The sequence below is a fragment of the Limnospira fusiformis SAG 85.79 genome (assembly GCF_012516315.1).
Taxonomy (GTDB): Bacteria; Cyanobacteriota; Cyanobacteriia; order Cyanobacteriales; family Microcoleaceae; genus Limnospira; species Limnospira fusiformis.
In genome coordinates, this window is sequence record NZ_CP051185.1 from 2,646,412 (window position 1) to 2,665,661 (window position 19,250).

Consider the following 19,250-nt stretch of genomic DNA (forward strand, 5'->3'; position numbering starts at 1 on the left):
TTAACTATGTCTGAATCTACTGATAGCAACGCTACTATTAAACTTTCACCCCCGGAAGCCTTTGCGGCGATCGCTTTAATTGCCATAGCCGCTGATGGTTTGGTTCTCCCCAGTGAGTCTCAAATCCTCAATAGTAGTCTATCGCGAATGCAGCTTTTTAGCGACTATTCCCCGACTCAGAAACGGGAAATGCTAGATCGTCTACTCACGGAAATTAAAACCCACGGCTACAATACTTTATTAAAATCGGCGATCGCTGTCTTACCCAAAGAGTTACGGGAAACAGTCTTTGCCATTGCTACAGATATCACTCTCGCTGATGGTGAAATTACCAAAGAGGAAGAAGACCTACTTAATGACCTCTACAGTTCCCTCGATTTATCAGAAGAAATGGCTACCAAAATTATTGATGTTATGATGATCAAAAACCAAGGATAGTCAATTCCCATAAATTCCCCTGATTTCCCCTAGTTCAGGGGAACAATAGTCCGAAATTGCTCATTTATTCATCACCTTTGTGGTATATACTAGAACTGTCTACTTTAGCGAAACTGATGCCGCTGGCGTTGTCTATTTTGCCCAGATGATGTCTATGTGTCACCAAGCCTATGAAGCCGCTTTAATTAATCTAGGCATTGACCTAAAAACTTTTGTCAATAACCCCGATTTTGCCATTCCCATTGTCCATGCTTCTATGGACTATCGGCAACCCATTTATTGTGGCGATCGGATTGTCATTAACCTCTCACCTGAACAACTCAGCCTAGATACCTTTCAGATAGAATATCAAATCTGCCTTGCTGATCCGCCTCAATCATTAATCGCCCAAGGTATAACTAAGCATATCTCAATTAACCCATCTACCCGCCAAAGACAACCCCTTCCCCCTCCCCTTCAACAATGGTTAAATCCTCGACAAATACAATGATTTGTGTCATAATATTAACAGCTTTTGACCATCAATTAATTAGATGATATGACTTTGGTTTCTCAACTTAGCAATCCTCGTAGTTATGCAGTTATTGGCACCGGGGCATTAGGTGGATTCTATGGCGCTAAACTTCAGAAATCAGGACTAGATGTTCATTTTTTACTCAGAAGTGATTACGATTGGGTGAGTCAGCATGGCTTACAAATAGAATCCGTTTGGGGTGATTTTCAACTCCCCCAAGTCCCAGTCTACAATAATCCCCAAAAAATGCCACCCTGTGATGTAGTAATTGTCGCCATAAAATCCACAGAAAATCATTTACTACCCCAAATTTTACCCCCAGTCTTAAAACCTGATGGCGTGGTTTTGGTCTTACAAAATGGGTTAGGAATTGAGCCAGAAATAGCCGAAATAGTCGGCAATCACAGAGTTTTAGGGGGTATTTGTGTAATTTGTTCTAATAAAATCAAACCTGGTTATATTCGCCATTTAGACTATGGTATGATGAAACTAGCCGAATATAACCACAATTACCAATCTGGTGGCATTACCCCCCGACTCCAACAAATTGGTGAAGACTTTAAAAAGGCTGGTGTCCCCCTAGACATAGCCGAAGATTTACTCTCAATTCGTTGGGAAAAGTTGGTGTGGAATATCCCCTATAATGGATTATCAGTAGTTTTAAATGCCCGCACTGATCAAATGATGTCAAATCCAGCAACTCGGGTTTTAGTTGAGGAAATTATGGGGGAAGTTTTAGAGGGTGCTAAAGGTTGCGATCGCTTTCTTGAGCGCGAAATAATTAATCAAATGTTGTCTCATACCGAAACCATGACACCCTATAAAACCAGCATGAAAATTGACTATGATCAGCGCCGCCCCCTAGAAATTGATGCCATTTTAGGCAATCCCTTAAAAATGGCTACAGCCGGAGGAGTGCATCTCCCTCGCATTCAGATGTTATATCAGCAATTAAAGTTTTTAGATACCCAAAATTGCCCTTAATTAATCTGGCAAAAAATCTGTGAGTATTTCATCCGGTTCATCATAAAAATCCTCATCATCTGCTGCCACAGTAGGTAAAGATGATCGTTGATTAGTTATACTTACTGAACCTAAGCGCCTTTCTAATATAGCCACCCTAGTTTCAACCGCCGTTAAATCTTGGGGTATTTTTTCCAGAGTTAATAATTGTCGCTGGAGTTCAATGATCTGACGACGTAAAAGTTCTATATCTGTGGCATTATTGAGGTTTAAATATTCCTTGATCGCTTCCTGCACCAGTTGCGTGATGCTGTGTCCAGATGCTTGAGATTTTTGCTCAATTTCCTGCATTAACTCCTGGGAAACTGTGACCGTTAAGGTGATATCATTAGGGGCCGACATAAGATCTGACATAATACTTGATACTTTCACTGATTCTGTTAATCATAATCCTGATAGCGGTTTCTGGGAAACTTCAGAAACTCTATGGCGGGCAGGAAATTCCCCCCTAGGGGACTAAAACTTATGATCACAAAGATGCGCTATGATTACAACCAACGTTAAGAATTGTAAAAAACATTGACTGCCCACATTCACTCCCCTAACCCCATTCAACAGCCTGCTGGCTGGCATCGCCTCCGGTGTCGTTGGCAGGGAAACCAGGAAACAGTCCGCCAAGGACTCCCCCACAGCAAATTATCCCCAGCCTGGCAAATTATGCTATTGGGAGACGGATCGCCAACCCGCCACCTGCAACTACTCACCGGGGAACCTACAGAGGTCGATGTGATTGATATGTCTGCCATTGGTATGAGTCCAGATGGTGCGCCGCCATTGATTCAGGCAGTCCCCGGCCCTCGGTTGCGCCGTCAAGTCTGGTTACGGACTGCATCAGGACAACGTTTAGCCTATGCTACTTCCTGGTGGGAAAATAGCCACGTTGACGAGTATTTACAAAATAGATCTCTGCCAATTTGGGCAAGTTTAGCCAGGCTGAGAACTGAATTATATCGAGATGTGCAAGGTATTGACTATGGCGATTCTAAAGCCTTAGAATTAGCCTTTGGACAGCCGGGGCCTTTTTGGGGTCGTTATTATCTTTTCTGGCATCACGGGAAGCCCTTAACCTTGATTTATGAGGTGTTTTCCCCCTATCTTACCAAGTATTTAGGAGCTACGCAAATGCTATGATATCAGATATCTTCATCGAGGCGATCGCTATAGAGAGACTGTAACAGATTCTCTAACTTTTCCTCCGAACAACATTCAATTACAGCCTCAAAAGCATCAACCAAGCGGGCGGCAGTTTCCCCTAAAGTCGGACTCATGCCCCACACATCCTCTACCCAATCTTGAGGGCGATCGTCCACAAAAATCAAACGTTCTAACAGTTGTTTTACTTCCGACCTAGAAATAGATGCCATAATCATTAATTCAAATATCATGCACCATTATAACATATAGGCATCCTGATTATGGATAGTCAGAAACTTTCCTTATATCAACAGGACTTTTACGGTTGGACTCAGTGGCAGTTACAAGCCTTAGCCCAACAGGATATTAATAACCTAGATTGGCAAAATTTACAAGCTGAAATTGACAGTTTAGGAAGACAAGAATATCGAGAATTAGTCAGTCATCTAACAGTCTTGTTAGGGCATTTACTCAAGTGGGAATATCAACCCCATAAACGCTCAAGGAGTTGGTTCTTGACCATTCGAGAACAGCGCCGCGCCACCCGGCGACATTTATCTCGAAATCCTAGTTTAAAGTCCCGAATCGCCCAAGCCTTGGAGGACAGCTTCGAGGCTGGGGTTGATTTGGCTCTCCGAGAGACAGGTCTGCCTTTGCGAACTTTTCCCGATATTTGTCCTTACCAATTTGATGATATTATCACCGATAATTTTATTTGTGACACCAGCCAAGATTGGGAATAAGTTATCATTAAATTACCCATTCTATGGGATAATAAGATAACTCAGAAAATAGCGATCGTATTTGTATTCATGTCCTCAACTCAATCTCCTCTCAATCTTCCATTTAAGCGTCTGCGTCAGTTGCGGACAGGCTTACTTAACTTACATAAAAATCTCCTAGAGTCCGAACGCATTACTTATGAGAAGTGTTACGGACGTATCCCCTCTAAAGGAGAATTTTTCCGGCTAGTAATTGGAGATGATTGGTTTAGCTGGCTGCGACCATTTTCCCAATTTATTGTCAAAATTGACGAAACCCTAGAGGAAAAAGAACCCGTCACCTTAGACCAAGTTAACGAACTACTAGAAGAAGCTAAATTTCTACTGCGAGTAGATGAACAGGGAACCGAACGAGAAAAGCGTTATTATCAAGCCATTCAGCGTGACCCAAATATTGCCCTCATTCATGCTGAAGTGTCAAACATATTAAAATAACACTTCCCCCGAAAATAACCTAGGGTTGGGTTCATCATATCAGCTTGCTACTACAAAGTAAAAGAATGATAAACCCACCCTTATTTTTTCTTAAAAAAACTTGATTAAACATTAATAAATAACCCGCGATCGCAGATATGCTATAATTTAAATATCGAATTTTTAAAACTGTCTTCTACTGGTTTAGACCTATGGTTTCTATTGACCTTTATAAAAATCTACCCACCAGTGATGAACTTCCCGACTCTGATGATACTCCTGTGGATAACGAAGACCAAAACTTTCTCCCCAATTACCTATTATTTCTTCTAGCAATTATCTGGAAAGACCGCAATGATTGGTATTTCGGTGTAGATATGGGAATTTATCACACCAGCGGGGATAACCCCAGAGTCCCAGTAATTCCTGATGGTTTTCTGACGGTGGGAGTGAACCGCCGCCGACCAGGTAATAAATCTCGGAAAAGTTATGTGGTCTGGGAAGAAGGGGGAATGGTTCCTCAGTTGGTGTTAGAGGTGGTTTCCTGGACTCCGGGAAATGAGTATGAGTCCAAAATGGCGATTTATGAAAAGTTGGGGGTACTATACTACGTTATTTATAACCCAGAATATTACCAACGCGATCGCCATCAACCCTTCGAGATTTATCGACAAATTGATGGTAAATACCAGTTACAAACGGGAGAACCCTACTGGCTACCAGAAATCGGTTTAGGAATTGGGAGAAGTCAAGCTACATTAGGTGGTATTGACCGAGAAATCCTGTCTTGGTTTGACCAAGAGGGGAGACGTTATTTGAGTGCGGAAGAGTTAGCACAGCAGGCTCAATTGGACGTACAGCAGGCTCAATTGGAAGCACAGCAGGCTCAATTGGAAGCACAAAAAGAACGTCAGGCGCGTTTAGCAGCTATTGCTCAATTAGACAATATGGGATTAACAGTACAGCAAATTTCTGTAGCATTGGGGTTATCTGTTAATGAGGTACGTCAGCAGCTAGAGGAATCATAGATTCTAGCGATATAACTGCTATAATTGGGGAGAAACTGTCTTCTACTGGTTTAGACCTATGGTTTCTATTGACCTTTATAAAAATCTACCCACCAGTGATGAACTTCCCGACTCTGATGATACTCCTGTGGATAACGAAGACCAAAACTTTCTCCCCAATTACCTATTATTTCTTCTAGCAATTATCTGGAAAGACCGCAATGATTGGTATTTCGGTGTAGATATGGGAATTTATCACACCAGCGGGGATAACCCCAGAGTCCCAGTAATTCCTGATGGTTTTCTGACGGTGGGAGTGAACCGCCGCCGACCAGGTAATAAATCTCGGAAAAGTTATGTGGTCTGGGAAGAAGGGGGAATGGTTCCTCAGTTGGTGTTAGAGGTGGTTTCCTGGACTCCGGGAAATGAGTATGAGTCCAAAATGGCGATTTATGAAAAGTTGGGGGTACTATACTACGTTATTTATAACCCAGAATATTACCAGCGCGATCGCCATCAACCCTTCGAGATTTATCGACAAATTGATGGTAAATACCAGTTACAAACGGGAGAACCCTACTGGCTACCAGAAATCGGTTTAGGAATTGGGAGAAGTCAAGCTACATTAGGTGGTATTGACCGAGAAATCCTGTCTTGGTTTGACCAAGAGGGGAGACGTTATTTGAGTGCGGAAGAGTTAGCACAGCAGGCTCAATTGGACGTACAGCAGGCTCAATTGGAAGCACAGCAGGACAATTGGAAGCACAGCGGCTCAATTGGAAGCAAAAAAGAACGTCAGGCGCGTTTAGCAGCTATTGCTCAATTAGACAATATGGGATTAACAGTACAGCAAATTTCTGTAGCATTGGGGTTATCTGTTAATGAGGTACGTCAGCAGCTAGAGGAATCATAGATTCTAGCGATATAACTGCTATAATTGGGGAGAAACTGTCTTCTACTGGTTTAGACCTATGGTTTCTATTGACCTTTATAAAAATCTACCCACCAGTGATGAACTTCCCGACTCTGATGATACTCCTGTGGATAACGAAGACCAAAACTTTCTCCCCAATTACCTATTATTTCTTCTAGCAATTATCTGGAAAGACCGCAATGATTGGTATTTCGGTGTAGATATGGGAATTTATCACACCAGCGGGGATAACCCCAGAGTCCCAGTAATTCCTGATGGTTTTCTGACGGTGGGAGTGAACCGCCGCCGACCAGGTAATAAATCTCGGAAAAGTTATGTGGTCTGGGAAGAAGGGGGAATGGTTCCTCAGTTGGTGTTAGAGGTGGTTTCCTGGACTCCGGGAAATGAGTATGAGTCCAAAATGGCGATTTATGAAAAGTTGGGGGTACTATACTACGTTATTTATAACCCAGAATATTACCAGCGCGATCGCCATCAACCCTTCGAGATTTATCGACAAATTGATGGTAAATACCAGTTACAAACGGGAGAACCCTACTGGCTACCAGAAATCGGTTTAGGAATTGGGAGAAGTCAAGCTACATTAGGTGGTATTGACCGAGAAATCCTGTCTTGGTTTGACCAAGAGGGGAGACGTTATTTGAGTGCGGAAGAGTTAGCACAGCAGGCTCAGGCTCAATTGGAAGCGTACAGCAGGCCCAAAATTGGAAGCACAGCAGGCTCAATTGGAAGCACAAAAAGAACGTCAGGCGCGTTTAGCAGCTATTGCTCAATTAGACAATATAGGATTGACAGTACAGCAAATTTCTGTAGCATTGGGGTTATCTATCAATGAGGTACGTCAGCAGCTAGAGGAATTATAGATTCTAGCGATATAACTGCTATAATTGGGGAGAAACTGTCTTCTACTGGTTTAGACCTATGGTTTCTATTGACCTTTATAAAAATCTACCCACCAGTGATGAACTTCCCGACTCTGATGATACTCCTGTGGATAACGAAGACCAAAACTTTCTCCCCAATTACCTATTATTTCTTCTAGCAATTATCTGGAAAGACCGCAATGATTGGTATTTCGGTGTAGATATGGGAATTTATCACACCAGCGGGGATAACCCCAGAGTCCCAGTAATTCCTGATGGTTTTCTGACGGTGGGAGTGAACCGCCGCCGACCAGGTAATAAATCTCGGAAAAGTTATGTGGTCTGGGAAGAAGGGGGAATGGTTCCTCAGTTGGTGTTAGAGGTGGTTTCCTGGACTCCGGGAAATGAGTATGAGTCCAAAATGGCGATTTATGAAAAGTTGGGGGTACTATACTACGTTATTTATAACCCAGAATATTACCAACGCGATCGCCATCAACCCTTCGAGATTTATCGACAAATTGATGGTAAATACCAGTTACAAACGGGAGAACCCTACTGGCTACCAGAAATCGGTTTAGGAATTGGGAGAAGTCAAGCTACATTAGGTGGTATTGACCGAGAAATCCTGTCTTGGTTTGACCAAGAGGGGAGACGTTATTTGAGTGCGGAAGAGTTAGCACAGCAGCCTCAATTGGAAGTACAGCAGCTAATTGGAGCACAGCAGGCTCAGAGGCTCAATTGGAAGCACAGCAGGCTCAATTGGAAGCACAAAAAGAACGTCAGGCGCGTTTAGCAGCTATTGCTCAATTAGACAATATGGGGATTAACAGTACAGCAAATTTCTGTAGCATTGGGGTTATCTGTTAATGAGGTACGTCAGCAGCTAGAGGAATCATAGATTCTAGCGATATAACTGCTATAATTGGGGAGAAACTGTCTTCTACTGGTTTAGACCTATGGTTTCTATTGACCTTTATAAAAATCTACCCACCAGTGATGAACTTCCCGACTCTGATGATACTCCTGTGGATAACGAAGACCAAAACTTTCTCCCCAATTACCTATTATTTCTTCTAGCAATTATCTGGAAAGACCGCAATGATTGGTATTTCGGTGTAGATATGGGAATTTATCACACCAGCGGGGATAACCCCAGAGTCCCAGTAATTCCTGATGGTTTTCTGACGGTGGGAGTGACAACCGCCGACCAGGTAATAAATCTCGGAAAAGTTATGTGGTCTGGGAAGAAGGGGGAATGGTTCCTCAGTTGGTGTTAGAGGTGGTTTCCTGGACTCCGGGAAATGAGTATGAGTCCAAAATGGCGATTTATGAAAAGTTGGGGGTACTATACTACGTTATTTATAACCCAGAATATTACCAACGCGATCGCCATCAACCCTTCGAGATTTATCGACAAATTGATGGTAAATACCAGTTACAAACGGGAGAACCCTACTGGCTACCAGAAATCGGTTTAGGAATTGGGAGAAGTCAAGCTACATTAGGTGGTATTGACCGAGAAATCCTGTCTTGGTTTGACCAAGAGGGGAGACGTTATTTTTGTGAGTGCGGAAGAGTTAGCACAAGCCAAGAAGCACAGCAGGCTTCAATTGGAAGCACAGCAGGCCCAATTGGAGCACAACAGCCTCAATTGGAAGCACAGCAGGCTCAATTGGAAGCACAAAAAGAACGTCAGGCGCGTTTAGCAGCTATTGCTCAATTAGACAATATAGGATTGACACTACTAGCAAATTTCTGTAGCATTGGGGTTATCTAGTCAATGAGGTACGTCAGCAGCTAGAGGAAAATTATAGATTCTAGCGATATAACTGCTATAATTGGGGAGAAACTGTCTTCTACTGGTTTAGACCTATGGTTTCTATTGACCTTTATAAAAATCTACCCACCAGTGATGAACTTCCCGACTCTGATGATACTCCTGTGGATAACGAAGACCAAAACTTTCTCCCCAATTACCTATTATTTCTTCTAGCAATTATCTGGAAAGACCGCAATGATTGGTATTTCGGTGTAGATATGGGAATTTATCACACCAGCGGGGATAACCCCAGAGTCCCAGTAATTCCTGATGGTTTTCTGACGGTGGGAGTGAACCTGCCGCTGACCAGGTAATAAATCTCGGAAAAGTTATGTGGTCTGGGAAGAAGGGGGAATGGTTCCTCAGTTGGTGTTAGAGGTGGTTTCCTGGACTCCGGGAAATGAGTATGAGTCCAAAATGGCGATTTATGAAAAGTTGGGGGTACTATACTACGTTATTTATAACCCAGAATATTACCAACGCGATCGCCATCAACCCTTCGAGATTTATCGACAAATTGATGGTAAATACCAGTTACAAACGGGAGAACCCTACTGGCTACCAGAAATCGGTTTAGGAATTGGGAGAAGTCAAGCTACATTAGGTGGTATTGACCGAGAAATCCTGTCTTGGTTTGACCAAGAGGGGAGACGTTATTTGAGTGCGGCCGAAGAGTTAGCACAGCAACACCGGCTCAATTGGAAGCACAGCAGGCTCAATTAGAAGCACAGCAGCCTCAATTGGAAGCAAGCCGGCTCAATTGGAAGCACAAAAAGAACGTCAGGCGCGTTGTAGCAGCTATTGCTCAATTAGACAATATAGGATTGACAGTACAGAGCAAATTTCTGTAGCATTGGGCTTATCTATCAATGAGGTACGTCAGCAGCTAGAGGAATTATAGATTCTAGCGATATAACTGCTATAATTGGGGAGAAACTGTCTTCTACTGGTTTAGACCTATGGTTTCTATTGACCTTTATAAAAATCTACCCACCAGTGATGAACTTCCCGACTCTGATGATACTCCTGTGGATAACGAAGACCAAAACTTTCTCCCCAATTACCTATTATTTCTTCTAGCAATTATCTGGAAAGACCGCAATGATTGGTATTTCGGTGTAGATATGGGAATTTATCACACCAGCGGGGATAACCCCAGAGTCCCAGTAATTCCTGATGGTTTTCTGACGGTGGGAGTGAACCTGCCGCTGACCAGGTAATAAATCTCGGAAAAGTTATGTGGTCTGGGAAGAAGGGGGAATGGTTCCTCAGTTGGTGTTAGAGGTGGTTTCCTGGACTCCGGGAAATGAGTATGAGTCCAAAATGGCGATTTATGAAAAGTTGGGGGTACTATACTACGTTATTTATAACCCAGAATATTACCAACGCGATCGCCATCAACCCTTCGAGATTTATCGACAAATTGATGGTAAATACCAGTTACAAACGGGAGAACCCTACTGGCTACCAGAAATCGGTTTAGGAATTGGGAGAAGTCAAGCTACATTAGGTGGTATTGACCGAGAAATCCTGTCTTGGTTTGACCAAGAGGGGAGACGTTATTTGAGCTCCGAAGAGTTAGCACAGCAGGCTCAATTGGAAGCACAACAGTCAATTGGAAGTACAGCAGAATTGGAAGCACAGCAGGCCAATTAGAAGCACAGCAGGCTCAATTAGAAGCACAGCGGCTCAATTGGAAGCACAGCAGCCAATTGGAAGTCAGCAGCTCAAGTGGAAGCCAGCAGTCAATTGGAAGCACAAAAAGAACGTCAGGCGCGTTTAGCAGCTATTGCTCAATTAGACAATATAGGATTGACAGCAGAGCAAATTTCTGTAGCATTGGGCTTATCTATCAATGAGGTACGTCAGCAGCTAGAGGAATCATAGATTCTAGCGATATAACTGCTATAATTGGGGAGAAACTGTCTTCTACTGGTTTAGACCTATGGTTTCTATTGACCTTTATAAAAATCTACCCACCAGTGATGAACTTCCCGACTCTGATGATACTCCTGTGGATAACGAAGACCAAAACTTTCTCCCCAATTACCTATTATTTCTTCTAGCAATTATCTGGAAAGACCGCAATGATTGGTATTTCGGTGTAGATATGGGAATTTATCACACCAGCGGGGATAACCCCAGAGTCCCAGTAATTCCTGATGGTTTTCTGACGGTGGGAGTGAACCGCCGCCGACCAGGTAATAAATCTCGGAAAAGTTATGTGGTCTGGGAAGAAGGGGGAATGGTTCCTCAGTTGGTGTTAGAGGTGGTTTCCTGGACTCCGGGAAATGAGTATGAGTCCAAAATGGCGATTTATGAAAAGTTGGGGGTACTATACTACGTTATTTATAACCCAGAATATTACCAACGCGATCGCCATCAACCCTTCGAGATTTATCGACAAATTGATGGTAAATACCAGTTACAAACGGGAGAACCCTACTGGCTACCAGAAATCGGTTTAGGAATTGGGAGAAGTCAAGCTACATTAGGTGGTATTGACCGAGAAATCCTGTCTTGGTTTGACCAAGAGGGGAGACGTTATTTGAGTGCGGAAGAGTTAGCACAGCAGGCTCAATTGGAAGCACAGCAGGCTCAATTGGAAGCACAAAAAGAACGTCAGGCGCGTTTAGCAGCTATTGCTCAATTAGACAATATAGGATTGACAGCAGAGCAAATTTCTGTAGCATTGGGCTTATCTATCAATGAGGTACGTCAGCAGCTAGAGGAATCATAGATTCTAGCGATATAACTGCTATAATTGGGGAGAAACTGTCTTCTACTGGTTTAGACCTATGGTTTCTATTGACCTTTATAAAAATCTACCCACCAGTGATGAACTTCCCGACTCTGATGATACTCCTGTGGATAACGAAGACCAAAACTTTCTCCCCAATTACCTATTATTTCTTCTAGCAATTATCTGGAAAGACCGCAATGATTGGTATTTCGGTGTAGATATGGGAATTTATCACACCAGCGGGGATAACCCCAGAGTCCCAGTAATTCCTGATGGTTTTCTGACGGTGGGAGTGAACCGCCGCCGACCAGGTAATAAATCTCGGAAAAGTTATGTGGTCTGGGAAGAAGGGGGAATGGTTCCTCAGTTGGTGTTAGAGGTGGTTTCCTGGACTCCGGGAAATGAGTATGAGTCCAAAATGGCGATTTATGAAAAGTTGGGGGTACTATACTACGTTATTTATAACCCAGAATATTACCAACGCGATCGCCATCAACCCTTCGAGATTTATCGACAAATTGATGGTAAATACCAGTTACAAACGGGAGAACCCTACTGGCTACCAGAAATCGGTTTAGGAATTGGGAGAAGTCAAGCTACATTAGGTGGTATTGACCGAGAAATCCTGTCTTGGTTTGACCAAGAGGGGAGACGTTATTTGAGCTCCGAAGAGTTAGCACAGCAGGCTCAATTGGAAGCACAACAGGCTCAATTGGAAGTACAGCAGGCTCAATTGGAAGCACAGCAGGCTCAATTGGAAGCACAGCAGGCTCAATTAGAAGCACAGCAGGCTCAATTGGAAGCACAGCAGGCTCAATTGGAAGTACAGCAGGCTCAAGTGGAAGCACAGCAGGCTCAATTGGAAGCACAAAAAGAACGTCAGGCGCGTTTAGCAGCTATTGCTCAATTAGACAATATAGGATTGACAGCAGAGCAAATTTCTGTAGCATTGGGCTTATCTATCAATGAGGTACGTCAGCAGCTAGAGGAATCATAGATTCTAGCGATATAACTGCTATAATTGGGGAGAAACTGTCTTCTACTGGTTTAGACCTATGGTTTCTATTGACCTTTATAAAAATCTACCCACCAGTGATGAACTTCCCGACTCTGATGATACTCCTGTGGATAACGAAGACCAAAACTTTCTCCCCAATTACCTATTATTTCTTCTAGCAATTATCTGGAAAGACCGCAATGATTGGTATTTCGGTGTAGATATGGGAATTTATCACACCAGCGGGGATAACCCCAGAGTCCCAGTAATTCCTGATGGTTTTCTGACGGTGGGAGTGAACCGCCGCCGACCAGGTAATAAATCTCGGAAAAGTTATGTGGTCTGGGAAGAAGGGGGAATGGTTCCTCAGTTGGTGTTAGAGGTGGTTTCCTGGACTCCGGGAAATGAGTATGAGTCCAAAATGGCGATTTATGAAAAGTTGGGGGTACTATACTACGTTATTTATAACCCAGAATATTACCAAGCGCGATCGCCATCAACCCTTCGAGATTTATCGACAAATTGATGGTAAATACCAGTTACAAACGGGAGAACCCTACTGGCTACCAGAAATCGGTTTAGGAATTGGGAGAAGTCAAGCTACATTAGGTGGTATTGACCGAGAAATCCTGTCTTGGTTTGACCAAGAGGGGAGACGTTATTTGAGTGCGGAAGAGTTAGCACAGCAGGCTCAATTGGAAGCACAGCAGGCTCAATTGGAAGCACAAAAAGAACGTCAGGCGCGTTTAGCAGCTATTGCTCAATTAGACAATATAGGATTGACAGCAGAGCAAATTTCTGTAGCATTGGGCTTATCTATCAATGAGGTACGTCAGCAGCTAGAGGAATCATAGATTCTAGCGATATAACTGCTATAATTGGGGAGAAACTGTCTTCTACTGGTTTAGACCTATGGTTTCTATTGACCTTTATAAAAATCTACCCACCAGTGATGAACTTCCCGACTCTGATGATACTCCTGTGGATAACGAAGACCAAAACTTTCTCCCCAATTACCTATTATTTCTTCTAGCAATTATCTGGAAAGACCGCAATGATTGGTATTTCGGTGTAGATATGGGAATTTATCACACCAGCGGGGATAACCCCAGAGTCCCAGTAATTCCTGATGGTTTTCTGACGGTGGGAGGTGAACCGCCATCTCGACCAGGTAATAAATCTCGGAAAAGTTATGTGGTCTGGGAAGAAGGGGGAATGGTTCCTCAGTTGGTGTTAGAGGTGGTTTCCTGGACTCCGGGAAATGAGTATGAGTCCAAAATGGCGATTTATGAAAAGTTGGGGGTACTATACTACGTTATTTATAACCCAGAATATTACCAACGCGATCGCCATCAACCCTTCGAGATTTATCGACAAATTGATGGTAAATACCAGTTACAAACGGGAGAACCCTACTGGCTACCAGAAATCGGTTTAGGAATTGGGAGAAGTCAAGCTACATTAGGTGGTATTGACCGAGAAATCCTGTCTTGGTTTGACCAAGAGGGGAGACGTTATTTGAGTGCGGAAGAGTTAGCACAGCAGGCTCAATTGGAAGCACAACAGGCTCAATTGGAAGTACAGCAGGCTCAATTGGAAGCACAGCAGGCTCAATTGGAAGCACAGCAGGCTCAATTGGAAGCACAGCAGGCTCAATTGGAAGCACAAAAAGAACGTCAGGCGCGTTTAGCAGCTATTGCTCAATTAGACAATATAGGATTGACAGCAGAGCAAATTTCTGTAGCATTGGGCTTATCTATCAATGAGGTACGTCAGCAGCTAGAGGAATCATAGATTCTAGCGATATAACTGCTATAATTGGGGAGAAACTGTCTTCTACTGGTTTAGACCTATGGTTTCTATTGACCTTTATAAAAATCTACCCACCAGTGATGAACTTCCCGACTCTGATGATACTCCTGTGGATAACGAAGACCAAAACTTTCTCCCCAATTACCTATTATTTCTTCTAGCAATTATCTGGAAAGACCGCAATGATTGGTATTTCGGTGTAGATATGGGAATTTATCACACCAGCGGGGATAACCCCAGAGTCCCAGTAATTCCTGATGGTTTTCTGACGGTGGGAGTGAACCGCCGCCGACCAGGTAATAAATCTCGGAAAAGTTATGTGGTCTGGGAAGAAGGGGGAATGGTTCCTCAGTTGGTGTTAGAGGTGGTTTCCTGGACTCCGGGAAATGAGTATGAGTCCAAAATGGCGATTTATGAAAAGTTGGGGGTACTATACTACGTTATTTATAACCCAGAATATTACCAACGCGATCGCCATCAACCCTTCGAGATTTATCGACAAATTGATGGTAAATACCAGTTACAAACGGGAGAACCCTACTGGCTACCAGAAATCGGTTTAGGAATTGGGAGAAGTCAAGCTACATTAGGTGGTATTGACCGAGAAATCCTGTCTTGGTTTGACCAAGAGGGGAGACGTTATTTGAGCTCCGAAGAGTTAGCACAGCAGGCTCAATTGGAAGCACAACAGGCTCAATTGGAAGTACAGCAGGCTCAATTGGAAGCACAGCAGGCTCAATTAGAAGCACAGCAGGCTCAATTGGAAGCACAGCAGGCTCAATTGGAAGCACAGCAGGCTCAATTGGAAGCACAGCAGGCTCAATTGGAAGCACAAAAAGAACGTCAGGCGCGTTTAGCAGCTATTGCTCAATTAGACAATATAGGATTGACAGCAGAGCAAATTTCTGTAGCATTGGGCTTATCTATCAATGAGGTACGTCAGCAGCTAGAGGAATCATAGATTCTAGCGATATAACTGCTATAATTGGGGAGAAACTGTCTTCTACTGGTTTAGACCTATGGTTTCTATTGACCTTTATAAAAATCTACCCACCAGTGATGAACTTCCCGACTCTGATGATACTCCTGTGGATAACGAAGACCAAAACTTTCTCCCCAATTACCTATTATTTCTTCTAGCAATTATCTGGAAAGACCGCAATGATTGGTATTTCGGTGTAGATATGGGAATTTATCACACCAGCGGGGATAACCCCAGAGTCCCAGTAATTCCTGATGGTTTTCTGACGGTGGGAGTGAACCGCCGCCGACCAGGTAATAAATCTCGGAAAAGTTATGTGGTCTGGGAAGAAGGGGGAATGGTTCCTCAGTTGGTGTTAGAGGTGGTTTCCTGGACTCCGGGAAATGAGTATGAGTCCAAAATGGCGATTTATGAAAAGTTGGGGGTACTATACTACGTTATTTATAACCCAGAATATTACCAACGCGATCGCCATCAACCCTTCGAGATTTATCGACAAATTGATGGTAAATACCAGTTACAAACGGGAGAACCCTACTGGCTACCAGAAATCGGTTTAGGAATTGGGAGAAGTCAAGCTACATTAGGTGGTATTGACCGAGAAATCCTGTCTTGGTTTGACCAAGAGGGGAGACGTTATTTGAGCTCCGAAGAGTTAGCACAGCAGGCTCAATTGGAAGCACAACAGGCTCAATTGGAAGTACAGCAGGCTCAATTGGAAGCACAACAGGCTCAATTAGAAGCACAGCAGGCTCAATTGGAAGCACAGCAGGCTCAATTGGAAGCACAGCAGGCTCAATTGGAAGCACAAAAAGAACGTCAGGCGCGTTTAGCAGCTATTGCTCAATTAGACAATATAGGATTGACAGCAGAGCAAATTTCTGTAGCATTGGGCTTATCTATCAATGAGGTACGTCAGCAGCTAGAGGAATCATAGATTCTAGCGATATAACTGCTATAATTGGGGAGAAACTGTCTTCTACTGGTTTAGACCTATGGTTTCTATTGACCTTTATAAAAATCTACCCACCAGTGATGAACTTCCCGACTCTGATGATACTCCTGTGGATAACGAAGACCAAAACTTTCTCCCCAATTACCTATTATTTCTTCTAGCAATTATCTGGAAAGACCGCAATGATTGGTATTTCGGTGTAGATATGGGAATTTATCACACCAGCGGGGATAACCCCAGAGTCCCAGTAATTCCTGATGGTTTTCTGACGGTGGGAGTGAACCGCCGCCGACCAGGTAATAAATCTCGGAAAAGTTATGTGGTCTGGGAAGAAGGGGGAATGGTTCCTCAGTTGGTGTTAGAGGTGGTTTCCTGGACTCCGGGAAATGAGTATGAGTCCAAAATGGCGATTTATGAAAAGTTGGGGGTACTATACTACGTTATTTATAACCCAGAATATTACCAGCGCGATCGCCATCAACCCTTCGAGATTTATCGACAAATTGATGGTAAATACCAGTTACAAACGGGAGAACCCTACTGGCTACCAGAAATCGGTTTAGGAATTGGGAGAAGTCAAGCTACATTAGGTGGTATTGACCGAGAAATCCTGTCTTGGTTTGACCAAGAGGGGAGACGTTATTTGAGTGCGGAAGAGTTAGCACAGCAGGCTCAATTAGAAGCACAGCAGGCTCAATTGGAAGCACAGCAGGCTCAATTGGAAGCACAGCAGGCTCAATTGGAAGCACAAAAAGAACGTCAGGCGCGTTTAGCAGCTATTGCTCAATTAGACAATATAGGATTGACAGCAGAGCAAATTTCTGTAGCATTGGGCTTATCTATCAATGAGGTACGTCAGCAGCTAGAGGAATTATAGATTCTAGCGATATAACTGCTATAATTGGGGAGAAACTATCTTCTACTGGTTTAGACCTATGGTTTCTATTGACCTTTATAAAAATCTACCCACCAGTGATGAACTTCCCGACTCTGATGATACTCCTGTGGATAACGAAGACCAAAACTTTCTCCCCAATTACCTATTATTTCTTCTAGCAATTATCTGGAAAGACCGCAATGATTGGTATTTCGGTGTAGATATGGGAATTTATCACACCAGCGGGGATAACCCCAGAGTCCCAGTAATTCCTGATGGTTTTCTGACGGTGGGAGTGAACCGCCGCCGACCAGGTAATAAATCTCGGAAAAGTTATGTGGTCTGGGAAGAAGGGGGAATGGTTCCTCAGTTGGTGTTAGAGGTGGTTTCCTGGACTCCGGGAAATGAGTATGAGTCCAAAATGGCGATTTATGAAAAGTTGGGGGTACTATACTACGTTATTTATAACCCAGAATATTACCAGCGCGATCGCCATCAACCCTTCGAGATTTATCGACAAATTGATGGTAAATACCAGTTACAAACGGGAGAACCCTACTGGCTACCAGAAATCGGTTTAGGAATTGGGAGAAGTCAAGCTACATTAGGTGGTATTGACCGAGAAATCCTGTCTTGGTTTGACCAAGAGGGGAGACGTTATTTGAGTGCGGAAGAGTTAGCACAGCAGGCTCAATTGGAAGCACAGCAGGCTCAATTGGAAGCACAGCAGGCTCAATTGGAAGCACAACAGGCTCAATTGGAAGCACAGCAGGCTCAATTGGAAGCACAAAAAGAACGTCAGGCGCGTTTAGCAGCTATTGCTCAATTAGACAATATAGGATTGACAGTACAGCAAATTTCTGTAGCATTGGGGTTATCTATCAATGAGGTACGTCAGCAGCTAGAGGAATTATAGATTCTAGCGATATAACTGCTATAATTGGGGAGAAACTGTCTTCTACTGGTTTAGACCTATGGTTTCTATTGACCTTTATAAAAATCTACCCACCAGTGATGAACTTCCCGACTCTGATGATACTCCTGTGGATAACGAAGACCAAAACTTTCTCCCCAATTACCTATTATTTCTTCTAGCAATTATCTGGAAAGACCGCAATGATTGGTATTTCGGTGTAGATATGGGAATTTATCACACCAGCGGGGATAACCCCAGAGTCCCAGTAATTCCTGATGGTTTTCTGACGGTGGGAGTGAACCGCCGCCGACCAGGTAATAAATCTCGGAAAAGTTATGTGGTCTGGGAAGAAGGGGGAATGGTTCCTCAGTTGGTGTTAGAGGTGGTTTCCTGGACTCCGGGAAATGAGTATGAGTCCAAAATGGCGATTTATGAAAAGTTGGGGGTACTATACTACGTTATTTATAACCCAGAATATTACCAACGCGATCGCCATCAACCCTTCGAGATTTATCGACAAATTGATGGTAAATACCAGTTACAAACGGGAGAACCCTACTGGCTACCAGAAATCGGTTTAGGAATTGGGAGAAGTCAAGCTACATTAGGTGGTATTGACCGAGAAATCCTGTCTTGGTTTGACCAAGAGGGGAGACGTTATTTGAGCTCCGAAGAGTTAGCACAGCAGGCTCAATTGGAAGTACAGCAGGCTCAATTGGAAGCACAGCAGGCTCAATTGGAAGCACAGCAGGCTCAATTAGAAGCACAGCAGGCTCAATTAGAAGCACAGCAGGCTCAATTGGAAGTACAGCAGGCTCAATTGGAAGTACAGCAGGCTCAAGTGGAAGCACAGCAGGCTCAATTGGAAGCACAGCAGGCTCAATTGGAAGCACAAAAAGAACGTCAGGCGCGTTTAGCAGCTATTGCTCAATTAGACAATATAGGATTGACAGCAGAGCAAATTTCTGTAGCATTGGGCTTATCTATCAATGAGGTACGTCAGCAGCTAGAGGAATTATAGATTCTAGCGATATAAC

Annotated in this window: 18 protein-coding genes and 6 pseudogenes; 22 read left to right on the forward strand and 2 right to left on the reverse strand. The window is 43.4% G+C overall.

From position 1 onward, the window contains the following. The first annotated feature begins 6 nt into the window (after window positions 1-6). From HFV01_RS12545 to HFV01_RS12555, 3 genes are all read left to right on the forward strand, one after another. The gene (locus HFV01_RS12545) at window positions 7-438 is read left to right on the forward strand and encodes a tellurite resistance TerB family protein (protein WP_006625506.1); all 432 of its coding nucleotides are present in this window, start codon (window positions 7-9) and stop codon (window positions 436-438) included. A 79-nt stretch (window positions 439-517) separates the two neighbouring features. Next, a complete protein-coding gene (locus HFV01_RS12550; RefSeq protein ID WP_193521148.1) occupies window positions 518-928 on the forward strand; it encodes an acyl-CoA thioesterase in 411 nt (136 codons plus the stop codon). Between the two features lie 48 nt (window positions 929-976). After that, the gene (locus HFV01_RS12555) at window positions 977-1,936 is read left to right on the forward strand and encodes a putative 2-dehydropantoate 2-reductase (protein WP_193521149.1); all 960 of its coding nucleotides are present in this window, start codon (window positions 977-979) and stop codon (window positions 1,934-1,936) included. Here HFV01_RS12555 and HFV01_RS12560 read toward each other — a convergent pair whose 3' ends face one another. After that, window positions 1,937-2,317 carry a ribbon-helix-helix protein, CopG family gene (locus HFV01_RS12560; protein WP_228116552.1) on the reverse strand — a complete coding sequence of 127 codons (381 nt, stop codon included), beginning with the start codon at window positions 2,315-2,317 and terminating at the stop codon, window positions 1,937-1,939. Window positions 2,318-2,494: 177 nt separating this feature from the next. Here HFV01_RS12560 and HFV01_RS12565 point away from each other — a divergent pair, with 177 nt between their 5' ends. Continuing rightward, window positions 2,495-3,106, forward strand: coding sequence for a chorismate lyase (locus HFV01_RS12565; protein ID WP_006625510.1), 612 nt, complete (start codon window positions 2,495-2,497; stop codon window positions 3,104-3,106). A 2-nt stretch (window positions 3,107-3,108) separates the two neighbouring features. On the opposite strand, the gene HFV01_RS12570 is transcribed toward HFV01_RS12565, so the two are convergent. Continuing rightward, complete coding sequence (locus HFV01_RS12570; RefSeq protein ID WP_006625511.1) at window positions 3,109-3,345, reverse strand: hypothetical protein; 237 nt, start codon at window positions 3,343-3,345, stop codon at window positions 3,109-3,111. Between the two features lie 45 nt (window positions 3,346-3,390). Between HFV01_RS12570 and HFV01_RS12575 the strand changes: the two genes are divergently transcribed. The 18 genes and pseudogenes from HFV01_RS12575 (at window position 3,391) to HFV01_RS12665 (ending at window position 19,234) form a co-directional block, all read left to right on the forward strand. Then, window positions 3,391-3,852 (forward strand): DUF29 domain-containing protein, encoded by a 462-nt coding sequence (locus HFV01_RS12575; protein WP_006625512.1) that lies wholly within the window; start codon window positions 3,391-3,393, stop codon window positions 3,850-3,852. A gap of 69 nt (window positions 3,853-3,921) precedes the next feature. Then, window positions 3,922-4,326, forward strand: a complete 405-nt coding sequence (locus HFV01_RS12580) for a hypothetical protein (RefSeq protein ID WP_006625513.1) — start codon at window positions 3,922-3,924, stop codon at window positions 4,324-4,326. Window positions 4,327-4,517: 191 nt separating this feature from the next. Then, a complete protein-coding gene (locus tag HFV01_RS12585; protein WP_108614894.1) occupies window positions 4,518-5,333 on the forward strand; it encodes a Uma2 family endonuclease in 816 nt (271 codons plus the stop codon). Between the two features lie 58 nt (window positions 5,334-5,391). Beyond that, window positions 5,392-6,225 (forward strand): Uma2 family endonuclease, encoded by an 834-nt coding sequence (locus HFV01_RS12590; protein ID WP_193521150.1) that lies wholly within the window; start codon window positions 5,392-5,394, stop codon window positions 6,223-6,225. Between the two features lie 58 nt (window positions 6,226-6,283). Beyond that, window positions 6,284-7,109, forward strand: a pseudogene (locus tag HFV01_RS12595) (Uma2 family endonuclease). Window positions 7,110-7,167: 58 nt separating this feature from the next. Beyond that, a pseudogene (locus HFV01_RS12600) lies at window positions 7,168-8,010 on the forward strand (Uma2 family endonuclease). Between the two features lie 58 nt (window positions 8,011-8,068). Then, window positions 8,069-8,933: pseudogene (locus HFV01_RS12605) on the forward strand (Uma2 family endonuclease). Between the two features lie 51 nt (window positions 8,934-8,984). Next, a pseudogene (locus HFV01_RS32100) lies at window positions 8,985-9,832 on the forward strand (Uma2 family endonuclease). A 58-nt stretch (window positions 9,833-9,890) separates the two neighbouring features. After that, window positions 9,891-10,818 (forward strand): annotated as a pseudogene (locus HFV01_RS32105) (Uma2 family endonuclease). A 58-nt stretch (window positions 10,819-10,876) separates the two neighbouring features. Next, window positions 10,877-11,671: a Uma2 family endonuclease gene (locus tag HFV01_RS12625; protein ID WP_108614900.1), complete on the forward strand. Its 795-nt coding sequence runs from the start codon at window positions 10,877-10,879 to the stop codon at window positions 11,669-11,671. A gap of 58 nt (window positions 11,672-11,729) precedes the next feature. Further along, window positions 11,730-12,671 carry a Uma2 family endonuclease gene (locus HFV01_RS12630; RefSeq protein WP_006669589.1) on the forward strand — a complete coding sequence of 314 codons (942 nt, stop codon included), beginning with the start codon at window positions 11,730-11,732 and terminating at the stop codon, window positions 12,669-12,671. Between the two features lie 58 nt (window positions 12,672-12,729). Then, a pseudogene (locus HFV01_RS12635) lies at window positions 12,730-13,525 on the forward strand (Uma2 family endonuclease). Between the two features lie 58 nt (window positions 13,526-13,583). Continuing rightward, window positions 13,584-14,465 carry a Uma2 family endonuclease gene (locus HFV01_RS12640; RefSeq protein WP_193521152.1) on the forward strand — a complete coding sequence of 294 codons (882 nt, stop codon included), beginning with the start codon at window positions 13,584-13,586 and terminating at the stop codon, window positions 14,463-14,465. Window positions 14,466-14,523: 58 nt separating this feature from the next. After that, window positions 14,524-15,444 carry a Uma2 family endonuclease gene (locus HFV01_RS12645; RefSeq protein WP_108614897.1) on the forward strand — a complete coding sequence of 307 codons (921 nt, stop codon included), beginning with the start codon at window positions 14,524-14,526 and terminating at the stop codon, window positions 15,442-15,444. Between the two features lie 58 nt (window positions 15,445-15,502). Further along, a complete protein-coding gene (locus HFV01_RS12650) occupies window positions 15,503-16,402 on the forward strand; it encodes a Uma2 family endonuclease (RefSeq protein ID WP_108614899.1) in 900 nt (299 codons plus the stop codon). A 58-nt stretch (window positions 16,403-16,460) separates the two neighbouring features. Further along, on the forward strand, window positions 16,461-17,297 hold the full coding sequence (locus tag HFV01_RS12655) for a Uma2 family endonuclease (RefSeq protein ID WP_193521153.1): 837 nt from the start codon (window positions 16,461-16,463) through the stop codon (window positions 17,295-17,297). A gap of 58 nt (window positions 17,298-17,355) precedes the next feature. Further along, window positions 17,356-18,213 carry a Uma2 family endonuclease gene (locus HFV01_RS12660; protein WP_193521154.1) on the forward strand — a complete coding sequence of 286 codons (858 nt, stop codon included), beginning with the start codon at window positions 17,356-17,358 and terminating at the stop codon, window positions 18,211-18,213. A 58-nt stretch (window positions 18,214-18,271) separates the two neighbouring features. Next, window positions 18,272-19,234: a Uma2 family endonuclease gene (locus HFV01_RS12665; protein ID WP_193521155.1), complete on the forward strand. Its 963-nt coding sequence runs from the start codon at window positions 18,272-18,274 to the stop codon at window positions 19,232-19,234. Window positions 19,235-19,250 lie beyond the last annotated feature (16 nt).

Coding starts and splice junctions, on each gene's coding strand:
- HFV01_RS12570 (WP_006625511.1), bottom strand. CDS start 3,345: ATGATTATGGCATCTATTTCTAGGTCGGAAGTAAAACAACTGTTAGAA.
- HFV01_RS12650 (WP_108614899.1), top strand. CDS start 15,503: ATGGTTTCTATTGACCTTTATAAAAATCTACCCACCAGTGATGAACTT.
- HFV01_RS12645 (WP_108614897.1), top strand. CDS start 14,524: ATGGTTTCTATTGACCTTTATAAAAATCTACCCACCAGTGATGAACTT.
- HFV01_RS12665 (WP_193521155.1), top strand. CDS start 18,272: ATGGTTTCTATTGACCTTTATAAAAATCTACCCACCAGTGATGAACTT.
- HFV01_RS12555 (WP_193521149.1), top strand. CDS start 977: ATGACTTTGGTTTCTCAACTTAGCAATCCTCGTAGTTATGCAGTTATT.
- HFV01_RS12545 (WP_006625506.1), top strand. CDS start 7: ATGTCTGAATCTACTGATAGCAACGCTACTATTAAACTTTCACCCCCG.
- HFV01_RS12640 (WP_193521152.1), top strand. CDS start 13,584: ATGGTTTCTATTGACCTTTATAAAAATCTACCCACCAGTGATGAACTT.
- HFV01_RS12560 (WP_228116552.1), bottom strand. CDS start 2,317: ATGTCGGCCCCTAATGATATCACCTTAACGGTCACAGTTTCCCAGGAG.
- HFV01_RS12625 (WP_108614900.1), top strand. CDS start 10,877: ATGGTTTCTATTGACCTTTATAAAAATCTACCCACCAGTGATGAACTT.
- HFV01_RS12585 (WP_108614894.1), top strand. CDS start 4,518: ATGGTTTCTATTGACCTTTATAAAAATCTACCCACCAGTGATGAACTT.
- HFV01_RS12655 (WP_193521153.1), top strand. CDS start 16,461: ATGGTTTCTATTGACCTTTATAAAAATCTACCCACCAGTGATGAACTT.
- HFV01_RS12660 (WP_193521154.1), top strand. CDS start 17,356: ATGGTTTCTATTGACCTTTATAAAAATCTACCCACCAGTGATGAACTT.
- HFV01_RS12630 (WP_006669589.1), top strand. CDS start 11,730: ATGGTTTCTATTGACCTTTATAAAAATCTACCCACCAGTGATGAACTT.
- HFV01_RS12575 (WP_006625512.1), top strand. CDS start 3,391: ATGGATAGTCAGAAACTTTCCTTATATCAACAGGACTTTTACGGTTGG.
- HFV01_RS12580 (WP_006625513.1), top strand. CDS start 3,922: ATGTCCTCAACTCAATCTCCTCTCAATCTTCCATTTAAGCGTCTGCGT.
- HFV01_RS12590 (WP_193521150.1), top strand. CDS start 5,392: ATGGTTTCTATTGACCTTTATAAAAATCTACCCACCAGTGATGAACTT.